This is a genomic window from Amycolatopsis sp. NPDC051373, assembly GCF_040689465.1.
Classification (GTDB): domain Bacteria; phylum Actinomycetota; class Actinomycetes; order Mycobacteriales; family Pseudonocardiaceae; genus Amycolatopsis.
In genome coordinates this window covers 263,792-287,244 of record NZ_JBFBAE010000001.1, presented here as the reverse complement: position 1 = coordinate 287,244, position 23,453 = coordinate 263,792, and the positions used below count along the sequence as shown (strand labels likewise).

Sequence of the window (23,453 nt, the reverse complement as noted above, 5' to 3'; positions counted from 1 at the left end):
ACCTCCATGGTGAGTGGTTCCCCCTCCTTGGCTACTCGCCCGGCTGAGGGCGCCACAAGAGAAAACGGTATTCATCACCACTTCGGTGGATCACTCCCACCGGAACAGCCGCACGGCCAGCGCCGTCCCGCCCAGTGCGAACGCGGCCAGAGCGACGAACTGCAGCGGCTGAACGCCCGCGCCGACCCACGCGTCCTGCAGTGGCTGCGTGCCCGGCGGCACGTACGCGCCGATCCGCTGGATCACCTCGGGCAGCAGCGGCCGCGGCAGGTACACGCCGCCGAGGAACATGATCGGGAAGAACGCGATCATCGCGAGCGCGGCCGCTGCCTTCGCTGTGCGGGCGATCGAAGCCGCGATGAGGCCGAGCGCGAACACCGAGACCAGGCCCAGCAGCAGCGTCACGACGTAGGTCAGCGGGTGGCGCGGCAGCGGCACGTCGAACGCGACGCGCGCGGTCACCAGCATCAGCCCGACGCCCGCGAGCGCCACTACCGCGTGCAGCACCACCTGCGCCAGCAGCAGGAACGCGGGTGGCACGGGCGTGGTCGCGAGCCGGCGTAGCACGCCCTGCTCGCGGTAGCTCGCGACGGCCGCGGGGATCGACTGCAGGCCCAGCATCGCCAGTGCGACGACCACGAGCGATGGGACCCACAGGTCGATGAAGCGGTAACCGCCGGTCACCTCGCTCGGTTTGCTCATGCCCGGGATCGAGCCGACGCCGGCCAGCACCGCGGTCGGCAGCAGGATCCCGAACACCGCCCACATCGGCGTGCGGACGAAGAGTTTCGCCTCGGTGGCGAGGAGTTTGGTGAAGGTGTGCACGGTCAGCTCCGTCCGGTGAGGGTGACGAACGCGTCGTCCAAAGTGGATTTCCCCGTGGTGGCACGGAGTTCGGCTGGGGTGCCGGTGGCGACGATCCGGCCGGCGTCGAACACGGCGACGCGGTCGCAGAGGCGCTCGGCCTCGTCCATGAAGTGCGTGACGAGCACGACGGTCACGCCGGCGTCGCGCACCCCGGTCACGAGCTGCCAGGTGTCGCGGCGCGAATGCGGGTCGAGGCCGGTGGTGAGCTCGTCGAGGATCGCGATCTCGGGATTGCCGACCAGCGCGAGCGCGATCGACAGCCGCTGCCGCAGGCCGCCGGAAAGCTTGCCGAACGCAGTGGTCCGGTGTTCTTCCAGCCGCAGCCGCCGCAGCAGCACCCCGACGTCGGCCGGGTGCGGGTAGAACGCCGCGAACAGCTCCAGTGCCTCGGTCACCCGCAGCTTTTCGGGCAGTCGCGAGTCCTGCAGCTGCACGCCGACGCTCTGGTGCAGCCGGGCCGCGTCCTTCGCGGGATCCAGGCCCAGCACGGAAATGGCGCCGGAGTCGGGTCGGCGCAGACCCTGGAGGCATTCGACGGTGGTGGTCTTGCCGGCGCCGTTGGTGCCGAGGATGCCGAAGATCTCGCCGCGCTCGACGGTGAACGAAACACCGTCGACCGCGACCCGCTTGCCGTAGGTTTTCCGGAGCTCGGTGGCTTCGATGAGTGGCATGCGGGAAACGCTAAAAGCGCGCGGCGTCCGGCAGAATGATGCTGAAACCACAGCTCAGGTGGGGTTTCGCTGACGTGGGGGTGGGGCTGGGCCCACCCTCGTAGTGGAGCTTCGGCCAGTGCGTTCCGCTGTCCGGCTCGGTCAGACTGCGGGAAAGGGGGTGCGGCGAATGGAATCCGTGCGGCGAGCGTTCGTCCTCGCCGGACTCGCGCTGCTGAGCTGGGCCGACGCGCTCGTGGAGCTGCTCGCCTTTCTGCTGCTCTGCGTCGGGCTCGTGTTCTTCTTCACCCCGGCGATCGACTGGGCACGCGGCCGCTCGGCACGCACCCGGGAGCTCGTCGGCCGGTGGTGCGAGATCGAGGTCGCGACGCCGTACCGGCCGGCGCCGGCGGAGCCGGAACGCGAGCGCGACGGCTGGTACCGCGACGGCAACCAGCTCTACAAACGCGCGTGGTGGATCCGCTGGAACCGACGTTTCACGTGGATCATGGAGGATCGGGCGACGAGCCGTGAGCTCGGGTGGCAGGTGCTCAACCCACCGTTCGCGCTGGTCACGGCGTTGCTCTCCGTGGTGGTCGGGCGCCGCGCACTGCGCTGGTACGGCCGGTGGACCCGCCACTGGCTCGGGCCGCACCCGGCCGCCGACCCGGCCCGCAAGTGGTGGCTGCACCGCCACCTCGAGTCGGTGGGCCACCAGTTCGGCCTCCTCGCGCTGGCGTGTGTGTGCCTGGTCTTCTCGGTGTGGCAGCTGGTGCTGATCATCGGCGCGGCCCCGATGATCGCGTCCCTCGTGGTGGGCAGCCGGACGATCACGGACACGCTCCGGCGCGAGGCGGGGAACTGGACCGGCGTGCGCATCGACCGGCCGTACCTGCCGGCGCCCGGGCTGCCGGTGCCGCGCGCCGACGGGCTCTACCAGTTCGGCAAGCAGTTGTACGACGAGCCGTGGTGGCCGTTGCAGCGCGCCCGCACACAGTGGGTCCTGCGCGACCGGGCCACCTGGCGCGACCTCGCCGGCGGTGCGCTGATTCCCTTGGTCTCGCTGGTGCTGACGCTGCCGACGATCGTGTTGCTCGGCTGGGGGCTGACCGGGCTGGCGACCCTGTGGGTGTGGCGGCCGTTCGTGACGGCTTCGGACCAGCCGGTCCAGTGGTACCCGCTGCCCGAGGTGTCGACGCACCTCGGCGCACTCGCGCAGATGCCCCTGGTGCTCGTGCTGCTGGTCGCGGGTCTGGCGCCGACGACGTGGCTGGCCCGGCAGCAGGCCCGCTTCGCGCGCGTGTGGCTCGGGCCCACGGAGGCCACGCGGCTGGCGCAGCGCGTGGCGCGACTGGACCAGTCGCGCACCGACGTCACCGTGGCCCAGGCCGCGGAGCTGCGCCGCATCGAGCGCGACCTGCACGACGGCATCCAGTCGCGACTCGTGGCCATGGGCCTGAAGCTCGGCGCGGTCGAGGCGCTGATCGACAGCGATCCCGAAGCGGCGAAGCGGCTGGCGGCCGAGCTGCGGACCGCGTCGGCCGAAGCGTTGACGGAGCTGCGGCTGCTCGTGCGCGGCATCCACCCGCCGGTGCTGTCCGAACGCGGTCTCGTCGACGCCGTGCGCGCGGTCGCGCTCGATAGCCCGCTGAAGGTCGAGGTGACGGCCGACGTGCCCGGTCGCGTCGAGCAGCCGGCGGAGGCGTGCGCGTACTTCGCCGTGTGCGAGCTGCTCGGCAACGCGGCGAAACACGGTGAGGCGAAACGGGTTTCGGTCTCGCTGGCGTATTCCGACGGCGTGCTGCGCGTGGTCGTGACCGACGACGGCAGCGGCGGCGCCGAAGCCGCGCGCGGCTCGGGACTTCGCGGAATCGAGCGCAGGCTGGGGGCTTTCGACGGTACGTTGAGCCTGACCAGCCCACCGGGCGGACCGACCGAGGCGATCCTGGAGGTGCCGTGCCAGACAGTTCCGGAACCGGCCCCGGAAGCAGCGGCCCCGGCACCAGCCGCCCCAGAACCGTCATCGCCGAAGACCAGTACCTCCTCCGAGACGGCCTGACACACCTGCTCACCGCGCACGGCTTCGACGTCGTCGCCGCGGTCGGCTCCGGCCCCGAACTCGCCGCGGCACTGCGGGAACACCGGCCGGACGTGTCCGTTGTGGACGTTCGCATGCCCCCGACGAACACCGACGAAGGTCTGCAGGTGGCGCTCACGGCCCGCCAGGAGATGCCCGGCTTGCCAATTCTCGTGCTGTCGCAACACGTCGAGCAGCTCTACGCGCGCGAGCTGCTCGCCGACGGCACCGGCGCCGTCGGTTACCTGCTCAAGGACCGCGTGTTCAACGCCGAGCAGTTCGTCGACGCCGTGCGCCGCGTCGCGGCCGGCGGCACGGCCATGGATCCCGAGGTGATCGCGAAACTGGTCGCGGGCAACGCTTCCGACCCGCTCGCGGCCCTGACCCCGCGCGAACGCGAGGTGCTGGAGCTCATGGCCGAAGGCTGCTCCAACGCCGCGATTGCCGCGCGCCTGCACTTCAGCGAGGGCGCCGTCGGCAAGCACACTGCCAACCTCTTCGCGAAGCTCGGCATCGCCGCGTCCGACGACACCAACCGCCGCGTGCTGGCCGTGCTCGCCTACCTCGGTGCCGGCTAGTCCCTTGAAACGCTAGTCCCTCGAGACGCGGATCATCTCGCCGCGCTCCACGACCTTGATCCGCTCCCGGCCGTGCGGCTCGCCCAGCGACTTCTCGTGCGCGTCGAGCTTGCCCCAGCCTTCCCAGGTGGTGAACGGAATCCCGCGCCCGGCGAGGAAGTCGAGGATCGCGTCGGGGGAGTCGTGCTTCGGCGACGTGAGAGTGTCGGCGTCGGCCAGCAGGCTCGCGACGGTCTCCGCCGCGTCGCCCTTCGTGTGGCCGATGAGGCCGATCGGCCCGCGTTTGATCCAGCCGGTGACGTAGACGCCGGGCAGCTGGTTCTCGTCGAGGTCCAGCACTCGCCCGGCCTGGTTCGGCACGACGCCCGCGACGTGGTCGAACGGGACCTCCGGCAGGTGGGACGAGAGGTAACCGACCGCGCGGTACACGGCCTGCACGTCCCAGTCGTGGAACTCGCCGGTGCCGCGCACGCCGCCCTCACCGTCGTACTCGGTCCGCTCGGTGCGCAGGCCGGTCACGCGGCCGTCCTTGCCGAGCACCTCGGCCGGCGAGTGGAAGAAGTGCAGGTGCAGCCGCTTGGGGCGCGTGCCCTCGTCGCGGATCGCCCACTCCTGCAACGTTTTCACGACCATGTCGATCTGTTTCGACGCCCGCAGCGCCGTGATGCTGGCCTCGTCGAACTCCATGTCCTCGGGGTGCACGATCACCTCGACGTTCGGCGAGTGGTCGAGCTCGCGCAGCTCCAGCGGCGTGAACTTCGCCTGCGCCGGGCCGCGGCGCCCGAACACGTGCACGTCGGTGACGGGGCTGGCCTTCAGGCCTTCGTAGACGTTGGCCGGGATGTCGGTGGTGAGCAGCTCGTCGGCCGTCTTCGCGAGGATGCGGGCGACGTCGAGCGCCACGTTGCCGACGCCGAGCACTGCGACGGACTTCGCGGCCAGTGGCCAGGCCCGGGGCACGTCGGGGTGACCGTCGTACCAGCTCACGAAGTCGGCGGCGCCGTGACTGCCGTCGAGGTCGGCGCCCGGGATGTCCAGCCGCCGGTCAGCCATCGCGCCGGTGGAGAAGATCACGGCGTCGTAGAACTCGCGCAGCTCGTCGAGCTTCAGGTCGGTGCCGTAGTCGACGTTGCCGAGCAGGCGGATGTTCGGGCGGTCGAGCACCTTGTGCAGGGCGGTGACGATGCCCTTGATCCGCGGGTGGTCGGGCGCGACGCCGTAGCGGATCAACCCGAACGGCGCGGGCATGCGCTCGAACAGGTCGACCTGCACCTCGGCGTCGGACTTGTCCAGGATGTCGGCGGCGTAGATACCGGCGGGGCCGGCGCCCACGACCGCTACGCGAAGGGATCGGCTCACGGCACCCACGGTAAGTTAGGGCTACCTAACTTTCACTGTGATCTGGCGTACGGTCCAGCAACTGAGACGCACGGTGCCGGTCGTTTACTGATCCGACCACAGTCACGGCCGATGGCTTGCGTAGTGACGGTTACGTCTCGCTCGGGGGGCGGCCTACTTTTGGCCGCATCAGTAAAGTGGCCGCATGCGCGTACTCGTCGTCGACAACTACGACAGCTTCGTCTACAACCTGGTGCAGTACCTGGCGCAGCTCGGCGCCGAGTGCACGGTGTGGCGCAACGACGTGGTCGACCTCGAGCGGGTGCCCGAGTTCGACGCCGTGCTCGTGTCGCCCGGCCCGGGCACGCCCGAGCGCGCCGGCCAGAGCATCGAGGTCATCGCGAAGTGTGCCGAGACGCGCACGCCGATGCTGGGCGTCTGCCTCGGCCACCAGGCCCTCGGTGTCCACTTCGGCGCGACGGTGGACCGCGCGCCCGAGCTGTTGCACGGCAAGACGAGCCAGGTCCGCCACGAGGGCAAGGGCGTGCTCGCCGGCCTGCCAGACGGGTTCACCGCCACCCGCTACCACTCGCTGACCGTGCTGCCCGAGACGATCCGCGACGAGATCTTCGAGGTCACCGGCCGCACCGAATCAGGTGTGGTCATGGGCATGCGTCACCGCGAGCTGCCGCTGGAGGGCGTGCAGTTCCACCCCGAGTCCGTGCTCACCGAAGGCGGGCATCGGATGCTGGCCACGTGGCTGGCCTCGACCGGCCACCCGGTCGACCCGAAGAAGGTCGACGAGCTGGAACGCGCCACGAAGGAGCTGCAGAAGGCCGCCGCTGCGTGACCACCCCGCTGATCCGGCTCACCGGAGTCGGTAAGCGGTACGGCGGCGGCGAGCTGGTGCTCGACGGCGTCGACCTGACCGTGCCCGCCGCGTGTGTGGTCGGGATCCTCGGCGCGAACGGTTCCGGGAAGTCCACGCTGCTGCGGATCCTGGCGGGCGTTTCGCGCGCGAGTCTCGGCACGGTCGAGGGCACGCCGTCGATCGGCTACCTGCCCGACCGGTTCCCCGGCGGGCAGCGGCTGAGCGCGAAGTCGTACCTGCGGCACATGGCGCGCATGCGCGGACTTGCCGACTTGTCGACGATCGACCCGCTGCTGGAGCGGCTCGCGCTGGTCGGCGGGCCAGACGCGCAGCTGCGCACGCTCTCGAAAGGCAACGCGCAGAAGGTCGGCCTCGCGCAGGCGGTGCTGCCGCGGCCCGACCTGCTGATCCTCGATGAACCGTGGTCGGGTCTCGACGTCGGCACCCACGCGGTGCTCGGCGAGCTGGTGGCCGAGACGCGGGCGCGCGGCGCGAGCGTGGTGTTCACCGACCACCGGCCGGCCGTCGTGCGCGAGAACGCCGACGCCGTCTACCGCATCGAAGGCGGCCGGCTCAGGACCGTCGACGGGATGACCGAACCCGCCACGCGGATCGTGCTCGCGGGCACCGGCACCGACTGGACCGCCGAACCCGGTGTGCGCCACGCGATCGCCGAGGGCCCGCACGTGGTGCTGACCGTCGACGCGACGAGCGCCGACGCGGTGCTGTTGCGGGCGCTCTCAGGCGGCTGGTCCGTGCGGGAGGTGGCGCCGTGCTCGCCGTGAGCCGCTACTACCTCGCGCTCCTGGGCCTTTCGCAGCGCTACCTGCCGGCGTTGCTGGCCTACCTCGCGCTGTCGGTGATCCTCTACTCCGACCCGCACTCGCCGGTGCTGCCGCTCTACGGCGTGAGCAGCGGCGCGCTGGTCGTCCTCGGCTGCTGGCTCACGATCGCGGTGCTCGACATCGAGGATCCGGTGCAGCGGCTCGTCACGCTCAGCCACGCGCGCAGCCGCCTGCGCACCATCGGCGGCGCGGTGCTGGCGGTGTTCGGCTGCCTGGTGGTGCTGACCGTGATCACGATCGTGTGGTCGGCGATCAGGACGTGGCAGCTGAACTGGGACGCGTTCGGCGTCGGCCTGCTGAGCCTGCCGGCGAGCGGGCTGCTCGGGATCGCGATCGGCCTGCCGTGCTCGCGCCTGCTCGTCGGGCGCATCGGCTGGACGGTGCTCGCGGCCGTGCTCGTGCTCGGCCTGGTCCTGCTGGGCAAGTGGGTGCCGCTGGTCCACCCGCTGATCACGGCGCTCACCAACGACGCGCCCTACGGCGGCCCGCTCGTCCTCGCCTTGGTCACGTCGGTGGTCGCGCTGGGCGTGAGCGCCGGCGTCGTCGGGTGGCTGGCGGGTCGGCGGGCCTGAGCTCGGAGCGATTGAGTGCACTTCGACACAAATCTGCAAATTGCACATAGCAATTTCTTGTTCGGATCTTCCCGAGATCACCCTGAGCACGCTAATGTCTTGCCTTCACCCACGCGGGTGGCACCGGCCAGCAGCACACACTGCTGCGGAGAGAGCCCGCGGCGTCGGGAAACGCTCCGGCGCCGCGGGTGGGTCTACCGGTCCACCGGCATTCGTCGGCTGCACGACGCGCCCGTGCCGACGGCGGATGCCGGTGCCCGGTCGACACGATCGCACGCGTTGCCAATCCGGTTAAAAGTAGGCGGGTGCGCGACTGAGCGTTACCGCGCGCCGTAAGAGTTCCCGCCGTGACTGTGGTCGGAGGGGCAACAATCGGCAGAGCAGTTGCAAATTGCAGTCAGCAATGCAGGTAGGCGGTCTTCCTCCGCGGCAGCGCGTCGGTTACCCTCGCGCCGTCTGTTCACCCGTGAGGGGAGAGTCGTGACGGCTGGGATCGCCGCGATCACCGTGGCCGGCTCGGGTGACGAGCTGCACCAGCTCGCCTCCTGGCTGCGTTCCGAGGACGAGCTCCGCGACCGCGTCCGGCTGGCCGAGAGATCCGTGTCGGACGACGCGGCGGGTGACGCCGTGGTCGTGATGGTGAGCAGCCGCTCCGTCGGCACGCTGTGCCGCTCGCTGTTCGGCTGGCTGCGCAAGGGCCGCGGCGACGAACGCGTGCTGCTCAAGCTGAAGCGCTCCGGGGCCGTCGAAGAACTCGACGTCGACTGCGGTTCGGGCAGCGACGTCGACGCGGTGCTCGCGAGCGTCCGCGGCTTTCTCGACCAGGACTGAGGAACTTCCGGAGAAAGCACAGGGCCCGCACGGAAAACCGTGCGGGCCCTGTCGCGTTTCAGCCGGTGATCAAGGATTTCCGGGCGGATGGATGCCGATACCACCGCCGCCGGGGCTGCCCGACGTCGACGGCGTACCACCGTCATCCTGCTCCAGGATCGTCAGCGTGACGTTCTGCGTCGGCGAGATCGTCTGGCCGGCGTCCGGGTTGGTCCGGAGGACCGTGCCCGGCTGGCCGGCGCCGAAGTGCACTGACTGGACGGTGATCTTGCCCGACCAGCCCATCTGCTGCAGCGTCGTCGTCGCCTGGTCCTCGGTCTGTCCCGTCAGGTCCGGCATCGTGAAGCTCTGCGGGCCCCTGGAAACCGACAGCGTGATCGTCGACCCCGGCGCGACCGAGCCGCCGTTCGGCTGCTGGGTCACGACCTGGTTCTTCGGCTCATTCGAGTCCACGTCGTTGCGCTTCACTTGGAAGCCGAGGCCCTCGAGCTTCTGCTTCGCGGCGGTGAAGTCGGTGCCGGTCGTGTCCGGCACCTGCTTGAGCTGCAGATCGCCGCCGACGGTGATGTTCACCTTCGTGCCCTGGGGCGCCGTCGAGTTCGGGGTCGGGTCCTGCGAGATGATCTTGCCGACGTCGTCCGGGTTGTCGACCGTCTTGTTCGAGACGTTGCCCAGCTGCAGGTGAGCCTGACCCAGAAGCGGGCCGGCCTGGTCCTGGGTCTTGCCGGTCAGGTCCGGCACGGTGGTCTGGTTGGGCCTGGCACCCACGTACAGCTGGATCTGCGTGGTCGTGGCCACGTTCTGGCCGACGTCCGGGTCGATCGAGATGACCTTGTCGACCTGGTCGTCACTGCAGGTGAGGCCCTTGGGGTTGGTGCTGGGGTCCGACGCGCCGCACACCACGTTCTTGTTCGGCGCGAACGACGAGAAGCCCGCCGTCTGCAGCTCCGTCTTCGCGAGAGACGCCTGGTGGCCCACCAGGTTCGGGATCGTCGCGGTGGTGGCCTCGGAGCGGAACGAGCCGTTGAGCCACATGATCAGCAGGATCACGCCGGCCACGATCAGCGCGGCGACGACCGCCAAGATCGTGCGGTTGCGGCGCTTGGCCTTCGGGTCCTCGTCCGGCTCCTCGGCGTACTCCTCGTAGCGCTGGGGCTGCCGGCGGTCCTGGTTCATCACCTGGGTTCGCTCGTCCTCCGACATCACCATCGGAGCGGACGGGCGCTGGCCCGAGAGCGTGCGCACGAGGTCCGAGCGCATCTCGGCGGCCGACTGGTACCGGTTGGCCGGGCCCTTCGCCAGCGCCTTGAGCACCACGGCGTCGAGCTCCGGCGTCACCGCCGGGTTCACCGACGACGGCGGGTTCGGGTCCTCCCGCACGTGCTGGTACGCCACGGCCACCGGCGAGTCACCCGTGAACGGGGGCTCGCCGGTGATGAGCTCGTAGAGCACGCAGCCGGCCGCGTACACGTCGGAACGCGCGTCGACGGCTTCACCGCGCGCCTGCTCCGGCGAGAGGTACTGCGCGGTGCCGATCACGGCGGCCGTCTGCGTCATCGCCGACTGGCCGTCGTGCATCGCGCGGGCGATGCCGAAGTCCATCACCTTGACGGCGCCGTTCTTCGTGATCATCACGTTGGCGGGTTTCACGTCGCGGTGCACGATGCCGTGGCGGTGGGAGAAGTCCAGCGCCGCGCAGACGTCGGCCATGACCTCCATGGCCCGCTTCTGCGACATCGGGCCCTCGGTCTTGACGATGTCGCGAAGCGTCCGGCCCTCGACGTACTCCATGACGATGTACGGCAGGTTCCCGAAATCGGTGTTGGCCTCACCGGTGTCGTAGACCGCCACGATCGCGGGGTGGTTGAGGGCGGCCGCGTTCTGCGCCTCGCGGCGGAAGCGTTCCTGGAACTGGGGGTCGCGGGCGAGGTCAGCACGCAGGACCTTGATCGCGACTTCCCGGCCGAGACGCACGTCGAGTCCGTGATGGACCTCGGACATGCCTCCGTAGCCGAGCGTCTCGCCCAGCTCGTACCGATTGGAGAGCAGTCTGGGTGTGCTCATCTCTGTGTGCCGTTCCATTCCGTCCAAGGTGTGGTCATGATGCCTTGCAGGCCCTGCTTCTCGCTCGCACCCGGTTCGGTGGGTCCGCCTGCGGTCGGTCCTGTGGGTCGGCCGGTTGGCTCGACCGGCGCCGGTCTGCCTGTGTCCACGCTTCTCGGTGTCTGTCCGTTGCCGGGGCCCACCACTTTGGCTATGACGAACGCCGCTGCCACGATCACGGCGACCACGATCACCGCGAGCAGCACCCACCAGCCCCACTGGCTCTTCCGCCGCGGCACGGGCGGATGCACGGGGTGCACCGAACCCGGCGACAGCGGCGGGAACCCGGGGTTGGAACCAGGACCGATGGGCACGTGGGGGAGCTCGCCGGCCTGCGGCATCCCGGGGGGCGGCGACGGCGGGACCTGGCCCGCCGCGTAGGCGGCGTTGACCAGGCCGAGCGGCGTCGGCAGGGGGTGCCCGGCGCGGACGGCCGCGACCGCGGCGGCGAACTCGCCGCCACTCGCGTAGCGCTGCCGGGGGTCCTTGACCAGCGTGGCCTCGATGACCGCGCGCGCACCCGGGGGCACGTCGGGCGGCAGCGGCGGTGGCAGGTCGCGGATGTGCATCATGGCGACGCTCACCGCGTTCTCCGAGAGGAACGGCCGGTGGCCCGAGAGGCATTCGTAGCCGCACACGGCGAGCGAGTACACGTCGCTGGCCGGCTCGGCGTCGTGGCCCAGCGCCTGCTCGGGAGCGATGTAGTGGGCCGTGCCCATGACCATGCCGGACCGCGTCACCGGGGCGGCGTGCGCGGCCTTGGCCACGCCGAAGTCGGTGATCTTCACCTGGCCGGCCGGCGTCACGAGGATGTTGCCCGGCTTCACGTCGCGGTGCACCAGGCCCTGCTCGTGCGCGGCCTGCAGCGCGGTGCCCGCCTGCTCCAGTAGGTCGAGGGTGTAGTCGGCCGAGAGGCGCCCGTGCTTGGCGAGGATGCCCGCGAGCGGGTCGCCCTCCACGAACTCCATGACCAGATACGCGATGGGCAGCGCGTCTTCCTCTTTACCGCCCTCGGTTCCGGCGAACGTCTCGCCGTAATCGTGCACCGCCGCGATCCCGGCGTGGTTGAGCGACGCCGTCATCCGCGCCTCGGTCCGGAACCGGTGCAGGAACTCGGCATCGCCGGAGAGCTCGGCCTTCAGCACCTTCACCGCGACGACCCGGTCGAGCCGGGTGTCGCTCGCCTGCCAGACCTCGCCCATCCCGCCGACGGCGATTCGGGTCGTCAGCTTGTAGCGCTCGGCCAGCAGCTGACCCGAGGACAGCATCGGCTATCCACCCCCGAGACGCGCGGCGATGGCGGCGCGGCCGATCTCGGCGGCGACGGAGCCACCGGTCGCGGCGAGCCCGCGGTTGCCACCGTTCTCGACGATGACCGACACGGCGATCTGCGGGTTGTCCGAGGGCGCGAACGCGGTGTACCACGCGTGCGGCGGGGTGTTCTTCGAGTCGGTGCCGTGCTCCGCGGTGCCGGTCTTCGAAGCGATCTTCAGCGCGGGATTCTTGCCCTTGCCCGCGGTGAAGCCCTCCGACGCGATCATCATCTGCGTGAGGATCTGGTCGTTCGCCGGCGAGAGCGCCGGCGTGCCGGTGAGCTGCTCCGGGTCGGTGTCCTCGATCGTCGAGAGGTCCGGCGCCAGGATCGACTGCACGAGCTCCGGCTTCATGGCCATGCCGCCGTTGGCGACGGTCGCGGCGAGCAGGCAGTCCTGCAGCGGCGTGAGCCGCACGTCGCGCTGGCCGATCCCGCTCTGGTAAAGCGCGCCCTGCGAGTCGAGCGCGCCGACGGTGGACGGCGCCACCTTCATCGGCACGGTGAGGTCGGTCTGGCCGATGCCGAAGTTGGCGGCCGTCGCCTTCATCTTGTCGGCGCCGAGCTGGCCCGCGAACGTCGCGAACGGCACGTTGCACGAGTGCGCCAGCGCGTCCTTGAACGTGTTGCCGGGACAGGTCTCACCGGCGTAGTTCTCGAGCGTGGTGTTGGTGCCCGGCAGCTTCACGTTCGGCGCGGTGTTGATCACGGTGTCGGGGCCGATGCCGGCCTCGAGCGCGGCCGACGCGGTGACCAGCTTGAACGTGGAACCCGGTGGATAGGTCTCCGAGATCGCCCGGTTCAGCATCGGGTTCTTCGGGTCCTTGGAGTAATTGGCCCAGGCGGTGTTCTGGTCCTTGCCGTGCGACGCCAGCGTGTTCGGGTCGTACGACGGCGTGGACACCATCGCGAGGATGCGGCCCGTCTTCGGCTCCATCGCCACCACGGCGCCGGTGTAGCCGTGCTGGGTCATCAGGTCGTACGCGGCCTTCTGCACCTTCGGGTCGATCGTGAGCTTCACGTTGCCGCCGCGCGGGTCGCGCCCGGTGACCATGTCCGAGAGGCGGCGCACGAACAGCCGCGGGTCGGAGCCGTTGAGCACGTCGTCCTCGGCGCGCTCGAGGCCGCCGGCGCCGTAGTTGATCGAGTAGAACCCGGTGACGGGCGCGTACATCGGGCCGTCGGTGTAGGTGCGCGTGAACTTGAACTTGTCGCTGGAGGCCTTCACGCCGGCCAGCACCACGCCGTCGGGCGTGACGATCTGCCCGCGCTGGCGCGAGTACTCGTCGTAGAGCACGCGCTGGTTGCGCGAGTCCGTGCGGTAGTCGTCGGCCTTCACGACCTGGATGTAGGTGTCGTTCGCGAGCAGCAGGACGATCATCACGAGCATCGCCATGCCGACCTTGCGCAGGGGAGTGTTCACGCGGTCCTCCCGTCACCGTTGGGGCTGCCGCCGGCCGGCGGGCGCTGCACCAGCACGGTGTGCGCCTCGGCGATCGGGGCCTGGGGCTGCTGCGGTTTCGCGCGCTTCGCCGGCTTGCGCGCGGCGTCGGAGATGCGCAGCAGCAGGGCGACGAGGATGTAGTTCGCGAGCAGCGACGAACCACCCTGGGACAGGAACGGCGCCGTGATACCGGTTTCCGGGATCAGCGCCGTGACGCCGCCGACGACCACGAAGATCTGCATCACCATCGTGAAAGCGAGCCCACCGCCGAGCAGCTTGCCGAACGTGTCGCGCACGGCCAGCGCGCTGCGCATGCCACGCATCGCGATCAGCAGGTACAGCATCAGCACGGCGGCCAGGCCGATGAAGCCCAGCTCCTCGCCGATCGACGCGGTGATGAAGTCGGTGCTCGCCGCGGGCACGATGTCCGGCCGGCCCGCGCCGAGGCCGGTGCCGCCGACCCCGCCCGTGCCGAGGCCGAACAGGCCCTGCGCGAGCTGGTAGGAGCCACCGAGTTCGTCGTAGCGCGGGCCGAGCGGGTTGAGCCAGTTCTCCACGCGCTGCTGCACGTGCGTGAAGAGGTTGTAGGCGATGATGCAGCCGCCGATGAAGAACGTGAGCCCGACGACGACCCAGATCACGCGCTCGGTCGCGACGTAGAGCATCACCAGGATGATGCTGAAGTACAGCAGCGACGTGCCGAGGTCCTTCTCGAACACCAGGATGCCGATGCTCGCCGCGGCCGCGATGAGGATCGGGCCCAGGTCGCGAGCGCGCGGCAGCTCCACGCCGAGGACCTTCTTGCCCGCCACCATGAACAAGTCGCGTTTGGACACCAGGAACGACGCGAAGAAGATCATCAGCAGGATCTTCGCGAACTCACCGGGCTGGATCGAGAAGAACGGCAGCTTGAGCCAGACCTTCGCGCCGTTGACCTCGGACAGGCTCGACGGCAGCACCGCGGGCAGCGCCAGCGCGGCGATGCCGATCAGACCGAACGTGTAGCCGTAGCGCGTGAGGGTGCGGTGGTCGTTGACCACGACCAGCACGACCACGAACAGCGCCAGCGAGATGACCGTGAACAGCACCTGCTTGGTCACTTCGGGGCTGTACTCGCTGCCCCTCTGCGCGGCTTGCTCGGCTTCGGCCAGGTCGAGCCGGTGGATCATCACCAGCCCGATGCCGTTCAGCAGCGCGACGCACGGCAGCAGCACCGGGTCGGCGTACGGCGCCCAGCGGCGCACGGCGAGGTGCGCTGCCGTCAGGACACCGAGGTAGGCGAGGCCGAGCCACAGGATCGAGAGCGTGAGCTCCTGCTCCTGGTTGGCCTCCACGAGCACGAGCGCGAGGGTGACGATGAACGCGGCGAACGCCAGCAGCAACAGCTCGGTGCCCCGGCGCTTGGGCAGCTCCCGGGGCGGATTGGTCGCGAACTGGGCCGACAACGGGTCGGCCAGGGGCTGACCCATCAGTTACCGCCTCCTGTCGGCGCCGTACTCGACGCCGAGCAGTCCCTCCCCGCAGGCTGATTCGCCGACGAAGACGCGCCGCTCGAAGGCGGCGGAACAGCGCTGCTCGACGACGCCGGCGGACCGCCGGGAGCCGTCGGCACGCCGGAAGTGGTCCCGGGGGTGGCCGGCGGGCAGTCGGACAGCTGCTTGCGCAGGCGCAGGAAGTCGTCGATGTACGTGCGGGCGTCGTCGAGGCTCTCGCGCTTCACACCGTTCTGCACGGCGATGCGCGCGTCCTCCTGCAGGGCCGGCACGCGCAGCTTGTCGGTGCACAGCGTCCCCGGCGGGCACGAGCCCTGCTCGAAGGAGTGCAACTGGATGCCGAGGATGCTGCCCGGCACCCCGCGGTAGATCACGACCTCCTGGTCGGGACCCTCGCCCACGTAGTACTGGCTGAGCACGAAGTAGCGGGTCGCGATCGCGGCCGCGGCCAGCACGATCAGCACCACGACGGCGCCGACGAGCCAGCGGAACCGCTTGCGGCGCTTGGCCTTCGGGTCCTCCTCGAACGCCTGCGGCTCGGGCCGCGGCTGAGGGGGCGGCTGCGTGAGCGCCCGGGCCCGCGCGGCCGGCGAGTCGCCCTGGTGCTGCTCGTCGCTGCCGTCGCCGGCGGCGCCGCCCACGATCGGGGCGTCGTCACCGAAGTCGACGTCGACCACGTCGGCAATGATCACGGTGACGTTGTCCGTGCCGCCGCCCTTGAGGGCGAGCTCGATCATCCGGTCCGCGCAGTCCTGCGGGTCCGGGATGCGGATGGCCTCGGACATCGTCTCGTCGGAGACCATGCCGGACAGGCCGTCGGAACAGATGAGGTACCGGTCACCGGGACGCGCTTCGCGCACGGTGAGGCTCGGCTCGACCTCGTGCCCGGTGAGCGCCTTGAGCAGCAGCGAACGCTGCGGGTGCACCGCGGCCTCCTCGGCCGTGATGCGGCCCTGCTCGAGCAGCTCGTTGACGAAGCTGTCGTCGCGGGTGATCTGCGCGAACTGGCCGCCGCGCAACAGGTACGCGCGGGAGTCGCCGACGTGCACGAGCCCCAGGCGGTTGCCCGCGAAGAGCACGGCGGTGAGCGTGGTGCCCATGCCGTCGAGATCGGGATCCTGGGAGACGAGCTCGGCGATGGCCGCGTTGCCGTTGGTCACGGCCTCGCGGAGCTGACCGAGCAGGTCGTCGCCCGGCTCGTCGTCGTCGAGCGGGGCGAGTGAGGCGATGACGACCTTGCTGGCCACCTCACCGGCCGCGTGGCCGCCCATACCGTCGGCGAGCGCGAGGAGGCGAGGGCCGGCGTACACAGAGTCCTGGTTGTTCGAACGAACCAGGCCCCGGTCGCTGCGGGCCGCGTAGCGGAGGACGAGAGTCATGGGCGAAGCTCGATCACCGTCTTGCCGATCCGGATGGGGACTCCGAGCGGGACCCGGAGGGGTGCAGTGACCTTAGCCCGGTCGAGGTAGGTCCCGTTCGTCGAGCCCAGATCTTCCACGTACCAGTCCTCCCCGCGCAGGGCGATACGGGCGTGGCGGGTCGACGCGTAGTCGTCGTCGAGCACCAGCGTCGAGTCGTCGGCGCGGCCGATCAGGATCGGCCGGCCGTCGAGCGCGATGCGGGTACCCGCCAGCGCCCCATGGGTCACCAGGAGCTGCTGCGGGGCCTTGCTGCCCCGCGGCTTCTTCTCCTTGTTCCGCCGGAACGAGGGCACCTGCACCCGCAGGCCGGACGCGGCGTAGAGATCAGAACGGACGACCCGCAGGGCGGCGAACACGAAGAGCCAGAGCAGCACGAGAAAGCCCACTCTGGTGAGTTGAACGACCAGCTCTGGCACTTGTTGTGTCCGCTCCCGACTCTGCCTGCAAGCCGCGGCGCGCGCGCACCGCGGATCCCCCCGCACGACAATTCTGCGGGAACCCCGTCACCGGCCTCTGGTCAGCCCTGGGTTCGGAACACCAACGAAGAGTGACCCACCCGGATGACGTCCCCGTCGGCCAGCTGCCACGTCTGCACCGGAGTCCCGTTCACGGTCGTGCCGTTGGTGGACCCGATGTCGGCGAGCGTGGCGCTCTGGCCGTCCCAGGTGATCTCCAGGTGCCGGCGCGACACCCCCGTGTCGGGCAGGCGGAAGTCGGCGTCCTGGCCGCGGCCCACGACGTTCCCGCCCTGCTTCAGCGAGTACGTCCGGTTCGAGCCGTCGTCCAGCTGCAGGCTCGCCGCGAGCGCGCGGCCGGCCGCGGGAGCGGGCTGGCCGTAGCCGGGCTGCTGCTGGGCGTACGGGTCGGCCGGGGCCTGGCCGTAACCGGGCTGCTGCTGACCGTACGGGTCCGCCGCCGGCGCCTGGCCGTAGCCGCCGCCCTGCTGGGGCTGGCCGTACTGGTCGTAGCCGCCCTGCTGGGGCTGGCCGTAGCCCTGGTCGTAACCGCCCTGCTGGCCGTAGCCGCCACCCTGCTGCGGCTGGCCGTACTGGTCGTAGCCGCCCTGCTGGGGCTGGCCGTAACCCTGGTCGTAACCACCCTGCTGGTAGCCCTGGTCGTACCCGGGCTGCTGGCCACCCTGGTCGTAGCCGGGCTGAGCGGCACCGCCGCCCTGCTGGGGCTGGCCGTACTGGTCGTAGCCGGGCTGCTGGCCGTAACCCTGCTGCTCGTAACCGCCCTGCTGGCCATAGCCCTGGTCGTACCCGGGCTGCTGGCCACCCTGCTGTCCGTAGCCGTACTGGCCCTGCTGGCCGTACGGGTCACCCTGGTCGTATTGGCCGTATCCGGGGGGCTGGCTCATTGCTGGGTCTCCTGCGTTGCTGGGTCGTGCCGACCGTGACGAGCCACCGGGTCCACTCGCGTGGGCGTCGGGATCGACGGACGAACGGGTCTTGAACTGTCCAGTATGCAGCGCCTCGTTGCGCTCGAGTGATACGACGACGTCACCATAGGTCTCCCAGCCGTGCTCGGCGAGGTGTTCGCCCACAGCTCGTGCGAGAACCGCAGTGACCCGCTGCTCGTCACCGGCCATCCGATCGTGGTCAGCCTGCCCCAAGGACACGATGTAGTGATTCGGGGCGAGCTGCCGACCTCCTGCCAGCTCACGAACGTTTTCCTCGCCTTCCCGCTCGAGCGCCACCGCCACTTCCTGTGTGACGACGTTGCCACCGAACATGCGCGCGAAGGTGTTCCCCACGAGGTTCTCGAGACGCCTGTCGAAGCGCTCTACCCGACCCACCTGGGGTGACCTCCTCGCACGTGTGCTTCCGCACCGATCCTATCCGGGAGAGGAAGCCTCGACACGACCCCCGCTGAAACCTGTGAAAACCCCCTGCTACGCTTTGCTGGCTGTCAGAGAGAAGCAACTCGGGCGAGTGGCGGAATGGCAGACGCGCACGGTTCAGGTCCGTGTGTCCGAAAGGACGTGAGGGTTCAACTCCCTCCTCGCCCACTTTGGTCGAAGCCCTCAGCCGCTAGCGCGACTGGGGGCTTCTCCCGTTTGTCGGTCGTCATGTCTCCCGGGGGGCCGAGCCCCCCGGACCCCCCACGGTGCCACTGGTGGCGCTTCCTGCATGGGAGCCACCCGAACCGCCACGGTGCGGTTGGTGAGCGACCCAGCGTGGTCCAGACCCATAGTGCTGAGCTGCGGTTATGAGGTTTGTCATGGGTTGGGCGTGGGGGATTCACGCTGGCTTGGTGAGGTATGGGTCTGGGGGGCTGGGCGCGGGGGCGGCCACGGTGGGGGCATGGGTAGGGAAGCGGTTGTCGAGGTGGATGGGCTGAGGGTCGAGTACGGGTCCTTTGTCGCGGTTCACGGGTTGAGTTTCACGGTGCGGGCCGGTGAGGTCTTCGGGTTGCTGGGGACGAACGGTGCGGGCAAGACGTCGACGATGGATGTGCTGGAGGGGTATCGGCGACCATCGGCCGGCAGTGTGCGGGTGTTCGGGGTGGATCCGGCCAGTGAGCGCGAGGAGGTGGCGCCGCGGGTGGGGATCATGTTGCAGGAGGCCGGGTTCTTCGACGATCTGACGGTGGTCGAATCCATTCGGGCGTGGCGGAGGTTCACGGCGGATGCGATGACGGTCGACGAGGCCGTCGAGTTGGTGGATCTGGGGAAGGTCGCGGGTACGCGGGTCGGGAAGCTGTCGGGTGGGGAGAGGCGGCGGCTGGATCTGGCGTTGGCGGTGCTGGGGCGGCCGGAGTTGTTGTTCCTGGACGAGCCGACGACAGGGCTGGACCCGCAGGCGCGGCGGCGGACGTGGCACGTGCTGGAGAACATGGTCGCGGGCGGCATGGCGATCCTGCTGACCACGCACTACATGGAAGAGGCGCAGTACCTCGCGAACCGCGTGGCGATCATGGACCGCGGGCGGATCATGCGGCACGGGTCCGTGGACGAGGTGATCGGCGCGGACCACGGGTCGACGGTCACGTTCGTCAGTGAGGTGGCGGTGCCGGTCGAGCTGGCCGGGGTGTCGGAGGACGGGCGCCACTACGAGCTGAGCAGCACAGATCCACAGGCGGACCTGCACCGGCTGCTCGACTGGGCCGGCCGCGCCGGGGCGCGGATCTCGGACCTCGAGGTCCGGCGCAACTCGCTCGAAGACGTTTTCCTCAAGGTGGCCGACGAGGCCGCCCTCGCCACCACCGCGAAGGAGCGCTGATGACCGCCATCGCCCCCGCGTCCGCCGGACCTCGTCGTTCACTTGGCTTCTGGCGCTACACCTGGTCGCAATTCCTGTTGTCGCAGAAGGTGCACTGGCGCGATCTCGGATTCGCGCTCACCGGTGTGCTCATTCCGCTCGGGCTCGGCATCGGATTGCCGGCGAGCCAGCACGGCAAGGGCGCCATCGCCGGCGTCGACGGCGGGGTCTACCTGCTGCCCGGGATGATGGGATTCGTCCTCGTCTGGATCGTCTACAACGTGGTGAACTCGGCGACCAGCCGACGCGGAAAACTGATTTACAAACGCCTTCGCGGCACGCCATTGCCGGACACCGCCATCATGACCGGCGAAGCGATGAGCGGATCGGTCACGAGCATCGCGCAAGTGGTCGTCCTGCTCGTTTTCGGGCTGACGTACCTGGGTGCGCCCGCGCCGGCCAACCCGCTGTTGCTGCTGGTCGGCGTGGTGCTGGGGGCGTTCACGTTCGCGTTGCTGGCGATCGGGGTGTCGGGTCTGCTGCCCACGAGTGAGGTGTCCACGTGGATCGTGACGCCATTCCTGTTCCTCATGATGTTCGCGTCCGGGATCGTTTTCCCGCTGTCCGAAATGCCGCACTTCCTTCAGGTGCCGGTGCAGTACCTGCCGTCGAGTTCGGTCGTGGAAATCCTGCGCACCGCGTATCTCGGCCGCGACTTCGCGTCGAATCCGGCGACGGCGCAGCTGCCGCACCAGGTCGGATTCCTGGAGTCGTTCAGGGTGTGCGTTATGCCCCTGGGACTACTGTGTGCCTGGATCGGCGTTTCCCTCGGCCTGGGCAAGCGCTTCTTCAAGTGGGACCCGAAGCGGTCGGGCTGAGCAGGAGGAGACGTGGACCGGTGGAACCCCGGGACACTGGGCCGCGTCGTCGCGCTGCTGATCCTCGGGACCACCGCCGCGTTCACCGTCGAGGCGTTTTTTCTGTGGCTGAGCACCCACCCCCCGGTGCTCGACGTGCTCTTCGCGGTGCTGGCCGGCGCGGGTGTGCTGGCCGGCACCGGGCGCATCGTCTGGGCGGTCGTGCGCCGCTCAGCCGCCCGCGGCGAGCACCTGGTGGACGTGGCGATCGCCACGAGCCTGGCGTTCGCGCTGCTGCTGGCCTTCGGGCCGGCGTGGCTGGCGCTGCCTTCGCTGGTCGCCGGTGTCTCCGCGATCAGCCTCACGGGGCTCAAGCGCTGGATCTTCCCGCTGGTCGTACTCGTCGTCACGGCGGCGCTTGCTCTGTTGATGCAGGTGCCGGCCTACGCGGTGGCCGAGGTGCTGCTGCGGTCGCTGGTGACGATCGTGGTGCTGGCGGGAATGGGGCTGCTCGTGACCTACGCGGCCGAGGTCCACGCCAACCGTGACGAGCTGGCCCGTATGGCCGTGGTCGAGGAGCGGCTGCGCTTCGCCCGTGACCTGCACGACGTGCTCGGCCGTGGCCTGTCGGTGGTGCGCCTGAAGGCCGAGCTGGGCGTGCGGCTGATGGACACCGACCACGAAGCCGCCCGTGCGCAGCTGGTGCAGATCGCGGAGCTGGCCGGCGGGTCCGTGACCGAGCTGCGCAAGGTGATCGCCGGCTACCGCCAACCGAGCCTGGCCGAGGAGCTGCGCGGCACGTCGTCGATCCTCAGCCTCGCCGGTGTCCGCGTGGTCGCCGATCCGGTGCCCGAGGGACTGCCCGGACCCGTCGCGGAGGCGATCGGCTCGGCCATCCGCGAAGGCGGCACCAACATCCTGCGGCACAGCGCCGCCGAGAACTGCCGCGTCGAGTTCGTGCGGGACCCCTCGTGCGTGCTCGTGCGGATCCGCAACGACCGTCCGCACGCCGGCGGCACCCGGGCCGGCCACGGCCTCACCGGCCTGGCCGAGCGGCTGGCCGCCGTGCGCGGCACGCTGGAGCACCGCGAGGTCGACGGCGATTTCGTGCTCACCGCCCGCGTGCCCCTTGACCTGCCGAGGAAGAGCTCATGACCTTGCGGATCGTGCTGGCCGAGGACCACGCCCTGCTGCGCGAATCGCTGCGCACGGTGTTCAGCCTCGCCGAGGACATCGACGTCGTGGAAGCTGTGGACAACGGCGCCGACGCGCTGGAGGCCATCCGCCGCGAGCGCCCAGACGGCGCCATGGTGGACATCGACATGCCGCGGATGTCCGGGCTCGAGGTGGCCGAGGCCGTGCGCGCCGAGGGGCTGGACTGCGGGCTGCTCGTGGTCACCAGCTACGGCAAACCCGGCTATCTGCACCGCGCGATGCGGGCCGGCGTGCGTGGATTCGTCACCAAGAACATCTCGCCCGACGACCTGATCACCGCCGTGCGCAAGGTCTGCACAGGCGGTCGACACGTGGACCCGGAGATCGCCGCCGACGCGCTGGCCGTCGGGGAGACGCCGTTGACCGAGCGGGAGCTGGACGTGCTGCGGCTGTCCGGCGCGGGGCTGCGACCCGCCGAAATCGGCGCGCGGCTGTCGCTGGCCGAGGGCACGGTGCGTAACTACCTGTCGAGCGCGCTGACCAAGCTGCAGGTGGACAACCGCGTGGCCGCGTACCGCGTCGCCGAGGAGGCAGGATGGCTGTGACCGACCTGCTGAAGCTGTACCAGGACCTCCACGCGAACCCCGAACTGGCCGGCGCGGAGAAGCGGACGGCGGACGTACTCGCTCGCGAGCTGACCGCGCTGGGGTTCACCGTGCGTAGCGGAATCGGCGGAAACGGTGTGGTCGCGGCGTTCGAAAACGGCGACGGACCGACGGTAGCGGTGCGAACCGAGCTGGACGCGTTGCCGCTCGCCGAGCGCACGGGATTGCCGTACGCGGCTGACGGTCCCGCCATGCACGCCTGCGGCCACGACCTGCATCTGACCGCCGTGGTCGGCGCCGCTCGCGAGCTCGTGGCGACGCGCGCGGAGTGGCGCGGCCGGGTCGTGGTGCTCGGGCAGCCGGCCGAGGAGACGCTGGAAGGCGCGCTCGCGATGGTGGCCGACGGGGTGCACGACGTGTTCGGTGCGCCCGACGCGTTGCTGGCCCAGCACGCGGTGCCCGGACCGGTCGGCCGGGTGGGCCATTCGCCGGGGCAGATCACCGCGCCGTGCGCCGAGCTGGCGATCACCGTCCACGGCCGGGGCGGGCACGCGGCCGTGCCGCACCTCGCCGTGGACCCTGTCGTGCTGGCCGCGCACCTCGTGGTGCGCCTGCAGTCGGTGGTCGCGCGGGAGACGAACCCGGCCGATCCTGTCGTGGTCACCGTCGGCTCGGTGCACGCGGGCGACGCGGCGAACGTGATCCCGGACCGCGTGGAGCTCGGGGTGAGCGTGCGCGCGGCGAGCGATGGGGCGCTGGCCCGGGCGCTGGCCGCGATCGGGCGCGTGTGCCGAGCCGAGGCCGCCGCGTCCGGCGCGCCCGTGGAGCCCGAGGTCGTGACGGTGCGCTCGGCGCCGGCGACCACCAACGACCGGCAGCTCGTGCTGGCCGTGCGGGCGGCGCACCTGTCAGGGCTGGGGGCGGACCGCGTCGGCTGGACGCCGCCCGTGGCCGCGGCCGAAGACTTCGGCCACCTGGCCGCTCTGCCGGACGGCAGGACCGTGCCGCTGTGCTACTGGACGCTCGGCGTCGGCACGCGCGGCACCAACCACTCACCTGACTTCGCTCCGGAGCCGGCCGCTCTCACGGACGGGTGGCGGGCTCTCGTCCTCGCCGCCCGGGCCGTACTCGCTGTAGCCGAGGAGTAGTCACTCCGGCACCCATAGTTGATCTACCTTAAGGGAACCCTAGGAGAAACCTAAGATAGCTGTCAGCTAACTACTCCAGACGG

General features: G+C 70.1%; 21 protein-coding genes and 1 tRNA gene. 12 read left to right on the top strand and 10 right to left on the bottom strand.

Going from position 1 to position 23,453, the window contains the following annotated elements; genetic code table 11:
- Positions 1-90: 90 nt before the first annotated feature.
- Together AB0383_RS01435 and AB0383_RS01430 are read right to left on the bottom strand one after the other, a co-directional pair.
- On the bottom strand, positions 91-825 hold the full coding sequence (locus AB0383_RS01435) for an ABC transporter permease (protein WP_366184415.1): 735 nt from the start codon (positions 823-825) through the stop codon (positions 91-93).
- A 2-nt stretch (positions 826-827) separates the two neighbouring features.
- Entirely contained in the window at positions 828-1,538 is a 711-nt protein-coding gene (locus AB0383_RS01430; protein ID WP_366184413.1) for an ABC transporter ATP-binding protein, read from the bottom strand.
- A 160-nt stretch (positions 1,539-1,698) separates the two neighbouring features.
- Between AB0383_RS01430 and AB0383_RS01425 the strand changes: the two genes are divergently transcribed.
- A complete protein-coding gene (locus AB0383_RS01425; protein ID WP_366184411.1) occupies positions 1,699-3,576 on the top strand; it encodes a histidine kinase in 1,878 nt (625 codons plus the stop codon).
- On the top strand, positions 3,573-4,172 hold the full coding sequence (locus tag AB0383_RS01420; RefSeq protein WP_366184877.1) for a response regulator transcription factor: 600 nt from the start codon (positions 3,573-3,575) through the stop codon (positions 4,170-4,172). Before AB0383_RS01425 ends, AB0383_RS01420 begins: the two co-directional genes overlap by 4 nt.
- Before the next feature lie 12 nt (positions 4,173-4,184).
- Here AB0383_RS01420 and AB0383_RS01415 read toward each other — a convergent pair whose 3' ends face one another.
- The gene (locus AB0383_RS01415; RefSeq protein ID WP_366184875.1) at positions 4,185-5,504 is read right to left on the bottom strand and encodes an FAD-dependent oxidoreductase; all 1,320 of its coding nucleotides are present in this window, start codon (positions 5,502-5,504) and stop codon (positions 4,185-4,187) included.
- Between the two features lie 211 nt (positions 5,505-5,715).
- On the opposite strand from AB0383_RS01415, the gene AB0383_RS01410 reads away from it, so the two are divergent.
- The 4 genes from AB0383_RS01410 to AB0383_RS01395 all read left to right on the top strand — a co-directional run bounded on the left by AB0383_RS01410 (position 5,716) and on the right by AB0383_RS01395 (position 8,629).
- Positions 5,716-6,360, top strand: coding sequence for an aminodeoxychorismate/anthranilate synthase component II (locus AB0383_RS01410; protein ID WP_366184409.1), 645 nt, complete (start codon positions 5,716-5,718; stop codon positions 6,358-6,360).
- 8 nt (positions 6,361-6,368) lie between these two features.
- The gene (locus tag AB0383_RS01405; RefSeq protein ID WP_366184873.1) at positions 6,369-7,166 is read left to right on the top strand and encodes an ABC transporter ATP-binding protein; all 798 of its coding nucleotides are present in this window, start codon (positions 6,369-6,371) and stop codon (positions 7,164-7,166) included.
- The gene (locus tag AB0383_RS01400) at positions 7,154-7,798 is read left to right on the top strand and encodes a hypothetical protein (protein WP_364174119.1); all 645 of its coding nucleotides are present in this window, start codon (positions 7,154-7,156) and stop codon (positions 7,796-7,798) included. Before AB0383_RS01405 ends, AB0383_RS01400 begins: the two co-directional genes overlap by 13 nt.
- 480 nt (positions 7,799-8,278) lie before the next feature.
- The gene (locus AB0383_RS01395) at positions 8,279-8,629 is read left to right on the top strand and encodes a hypothetical protein (RefSeq protein ID WP_364174116.1); all 351 of its coding nucleotides are present in this window, start codon (positions 8,279-8,281) and stop codon (positions 8,627-8,629) included.
- A 69-nt stretch (positions 8,630-8,698) separates the two neighbouring features.
- Here AB0383_RS01395 and pknB read toward each other — a convergent pair whose 3' ends face one another.
- From pknB to AB0383_RS01360, 7 genes are all read right to left on the bottom strand, one after another.
- On the bottom strand, positions 8,699-10,693 hold the full coding sequence (gene pknB, locus AB0383_RS01390) for a Stk1 family PASTA domain-containing Ser/Thr kinase (RefSeq protein WP_364174114.1): 1,995 nt from the start codon (positions 10,691-10,693) through the stop codon (positions 8,699-8,701).
- The gene (locus AB0383_RS01385; protein WP_364174111.1) at positions 10,690-12,000 is read right to left on the bottom strand and encodes a serine/threonine-protein kinase; all 1,311 of its coding nucleotides are present in this window, start codon (positions 11,998-12,000) and stop codon (positions 10,690-10,692) included. The genes pknB and AB0383_RS01385 overlap by 4 nt, the downstream gene beginning before the upstream one ends.
- Before the next feature lie 3 nt (positions 12,001-12,003).
- A complete protein-coding gene (locus AB0383_RS01380) occupies positions 12,004-13,467 on the bottom strand; it encodes a penicillin-binding transpeptidase domain-containing protein (RefSeq protein ID WP_364174108.1) in 1,464 nt (487 codons plus the stop codon).
- Positions 13,464-14,957: an FtsW/RodA/SpoVE family cell cycle protein gene (locus AB0383_RS01375; RefSeq protein ID WP_364174106.1), complete on the bottom strand. Its 1,494-nt coding sequence runs from the start codon at positions 14,955-14,957 to the stop codon at positions 13,464-13,466. Before AB0383_RS01375 ends, AB0383_RS01380 begins: the two co-directional genes overlap by 4 nt.
- Positions 14,957-16,360 carry a PP2C family serine/threonine-protein phosphatase gene (locus AB0383_RS01370; RefSeq protein WP_364174103.1) on the bottom strand — a complete coding sequence of 468 codons (1,404 nt, stop codon included), beginning with the start codon at positions 16,358-16,360 and terminating at the stop codon, positions 14,957-14,959. The genes AB0383_RS01375 and AB0383_RS01370 overlap by 1 nt, the downstream gene beginning before the upstream one ends.
- Positions 16,357-16,818: an FHA domain-containing protein gene (locus AB0383_RS01365; RefSeq protein WP_037718919.1), complete on the bottom strand. Its 462-nt coding sequence runs from the start codon at positions 16,816-16,818 to the stop codon at positions 16,357-16,359. The genes AB0383_RS01370 and AB0383_RS01365 overlap by 4 nt, the downstream gene beginning before the upstream one ends.
- Positions 16,819-16,919: 101 nt before the next feature.
- Complete coding sequence (locus AB0383_RS01360; protein WP_364174100.1) at positions 16,920-18,200, bottom strand: DUF3662 and FHA domain-containing protein; 1,281 nt, start codon at positions 18,198-18,200, stop codon at positions 16,920-16,922.
- Positions 18,201-18,330: 130 nt separating this feature from the next.
- On the opposite strand from AB0383_RS01360, the gene AB0383_RS01355 reads away from it, so the two are divergent.
- The 6 genes from AB0383_RS01355 (at position 18,331) to AB0383_RS01330 (ending at position 23,370) form a co-directional block, all read left to right on the top strand.
- Positions 18,331-18,413, top strand: a tRNA-Leu gene (locus AB0383_RS01355).
- Positions 18,414-18,708: 295 nt separating this feature from the next.
- Positions 18,709-19,626, top strand: a complete 918-nt coding sequence (locus tag AB0383_RS01350) for an ABC transporter ATP-binding protein (RefSeq protein WP_364174097.1) — start codon at positions 18,709-18,711, stop codon at positions 19,624-19,626.
- Positions 19,626-20,483, top strand: coding sequence for an ABC transporter permease (locus tag AB0383_RS01345; protein WP_364174094.1), 858 nt, complete (start codon positions 19,626-19,628; stop codon positions 20,481-20,483). The genes AB0383_RS01350 and AB0383_RS01345 overlap by 1 nt, the downstream gene beginning before the upstream one ends.
- Before the next feature lie 12 nt (positions 20,484-20,495).
- On the top strand, positions 20,496-21,617 hold the full coding sequence (locus AB0383_RS01340) for a histidine kinase (RefSeq protein WP_364174091.1): 1,122 nt from the start codon (positions 20,496-20,498) through the stop codon (positions 21,615-21,617).
- Positions 21,614-22,222, top strand: coding sequence for a response regulator transcription factor (locus tag AB0383_RS01335; protein ID WP_360584499.1), 609 nt, complete (start codon positions 21,614-21,616; stop codon positions 22,220-22,222). Before AB0383_RS01340 ends, AB0383_RS01335 begins: the two co-directional genes overlap by 4 nt.
- A complete protein-coding gene (locus AB0383_RS01330) occupies positions 22,213-23,370 on the top strand; it encodes an amidohydrolase (RefSeq protein ID WP_364174088.1) in 1,158 nt (385 codons plus the stop codon). The genes AB0383_RS01335 and AB0383_RS01330 overlap by 10 nt, the downstream gene beginning before the upstream one ends.
- Positions 23,371-23,453 lie beyond the last annotated feature (83 nt).

What these genes read in the sequence shown, in the direction of transcription:
- AB0383_RS01330 (WP_364174088.1), top strand. Translation starts at nt 22,213, where the DNA reads ATGGCTGTGACCGACCTGCTGAAGCTGTACCAGGACCTCCACGCGAAC.
- AB0383_RS01335 (WP_360584499.1), top strand. Translation starts at nt 21,614, where the DNA reads ATGACCTTGCGGATCGTGCTGGCCGAGGACCACGCCCTGCTGCGCGAA.
- AB0383_RS01410 (WP_366184409.1), top strand. Translation starts at nt 5,716, where the DNA reads ATGCGCGTACTCGTCGTCGACAACTACGACAGCTTCGTCTACAACCTG.
- AB0383_RS01370 (WP_364174103.1), bottom strand. Translation starts at nt 16,360, where the DNA reads ATGACTCTCGTCCTCCGCTACGCGGCCCGCAGCGACCGGGGCCTGGTT.
- AB0383_RS01430 (WP_366184413.1), bottom strand. Translation starts at nt 1,538, where the DNA reads ATGCCACTCATCGAAGCCACCGAGCTCCGGAAAACCTACGGCAAGCGG.
- pknB (WP_364174114.1), bottom strand. Translation starts at nt 10,693, where the DNA reads ATGAGCACACCCAGACTGCTCTCCAATCGGTACGAGCTGGGCGAGACG.
- AB0383_RS01375 (WP_364174106.1), bottom strand. Translation starts at nt 14,957, where the DNA reads ATGGGTCAGCCCCTGGCCGACCCGTTGTCGGCCCAGTTCGCGACCAAT.
- AB0383_RS01345 (WP_364174094.1), top strand. Translation starts at nt 19,626, where the DNA reads ATGACCGCCATCGCCCCCGCGTCCGCCGGACCTCGTCGTTCACTTGGC.
- AB0383_RS01350 (WP_364174097.1), top strand. Translation starts at nt 18,709, where the DNA reads ATGGGTAGGGAAGCGGTTGTCGAGGTGGATGGGCTGAGGGTCGAGTAC.
- AB0383_RS01385 (WP_364174111.1), bottom strand. Translation starts at nt 12,000, where the DNA reads ATGCTGTCCTCGGGTCAGCTGCTGGCCGAGCGCTACAAGCTGACGACC.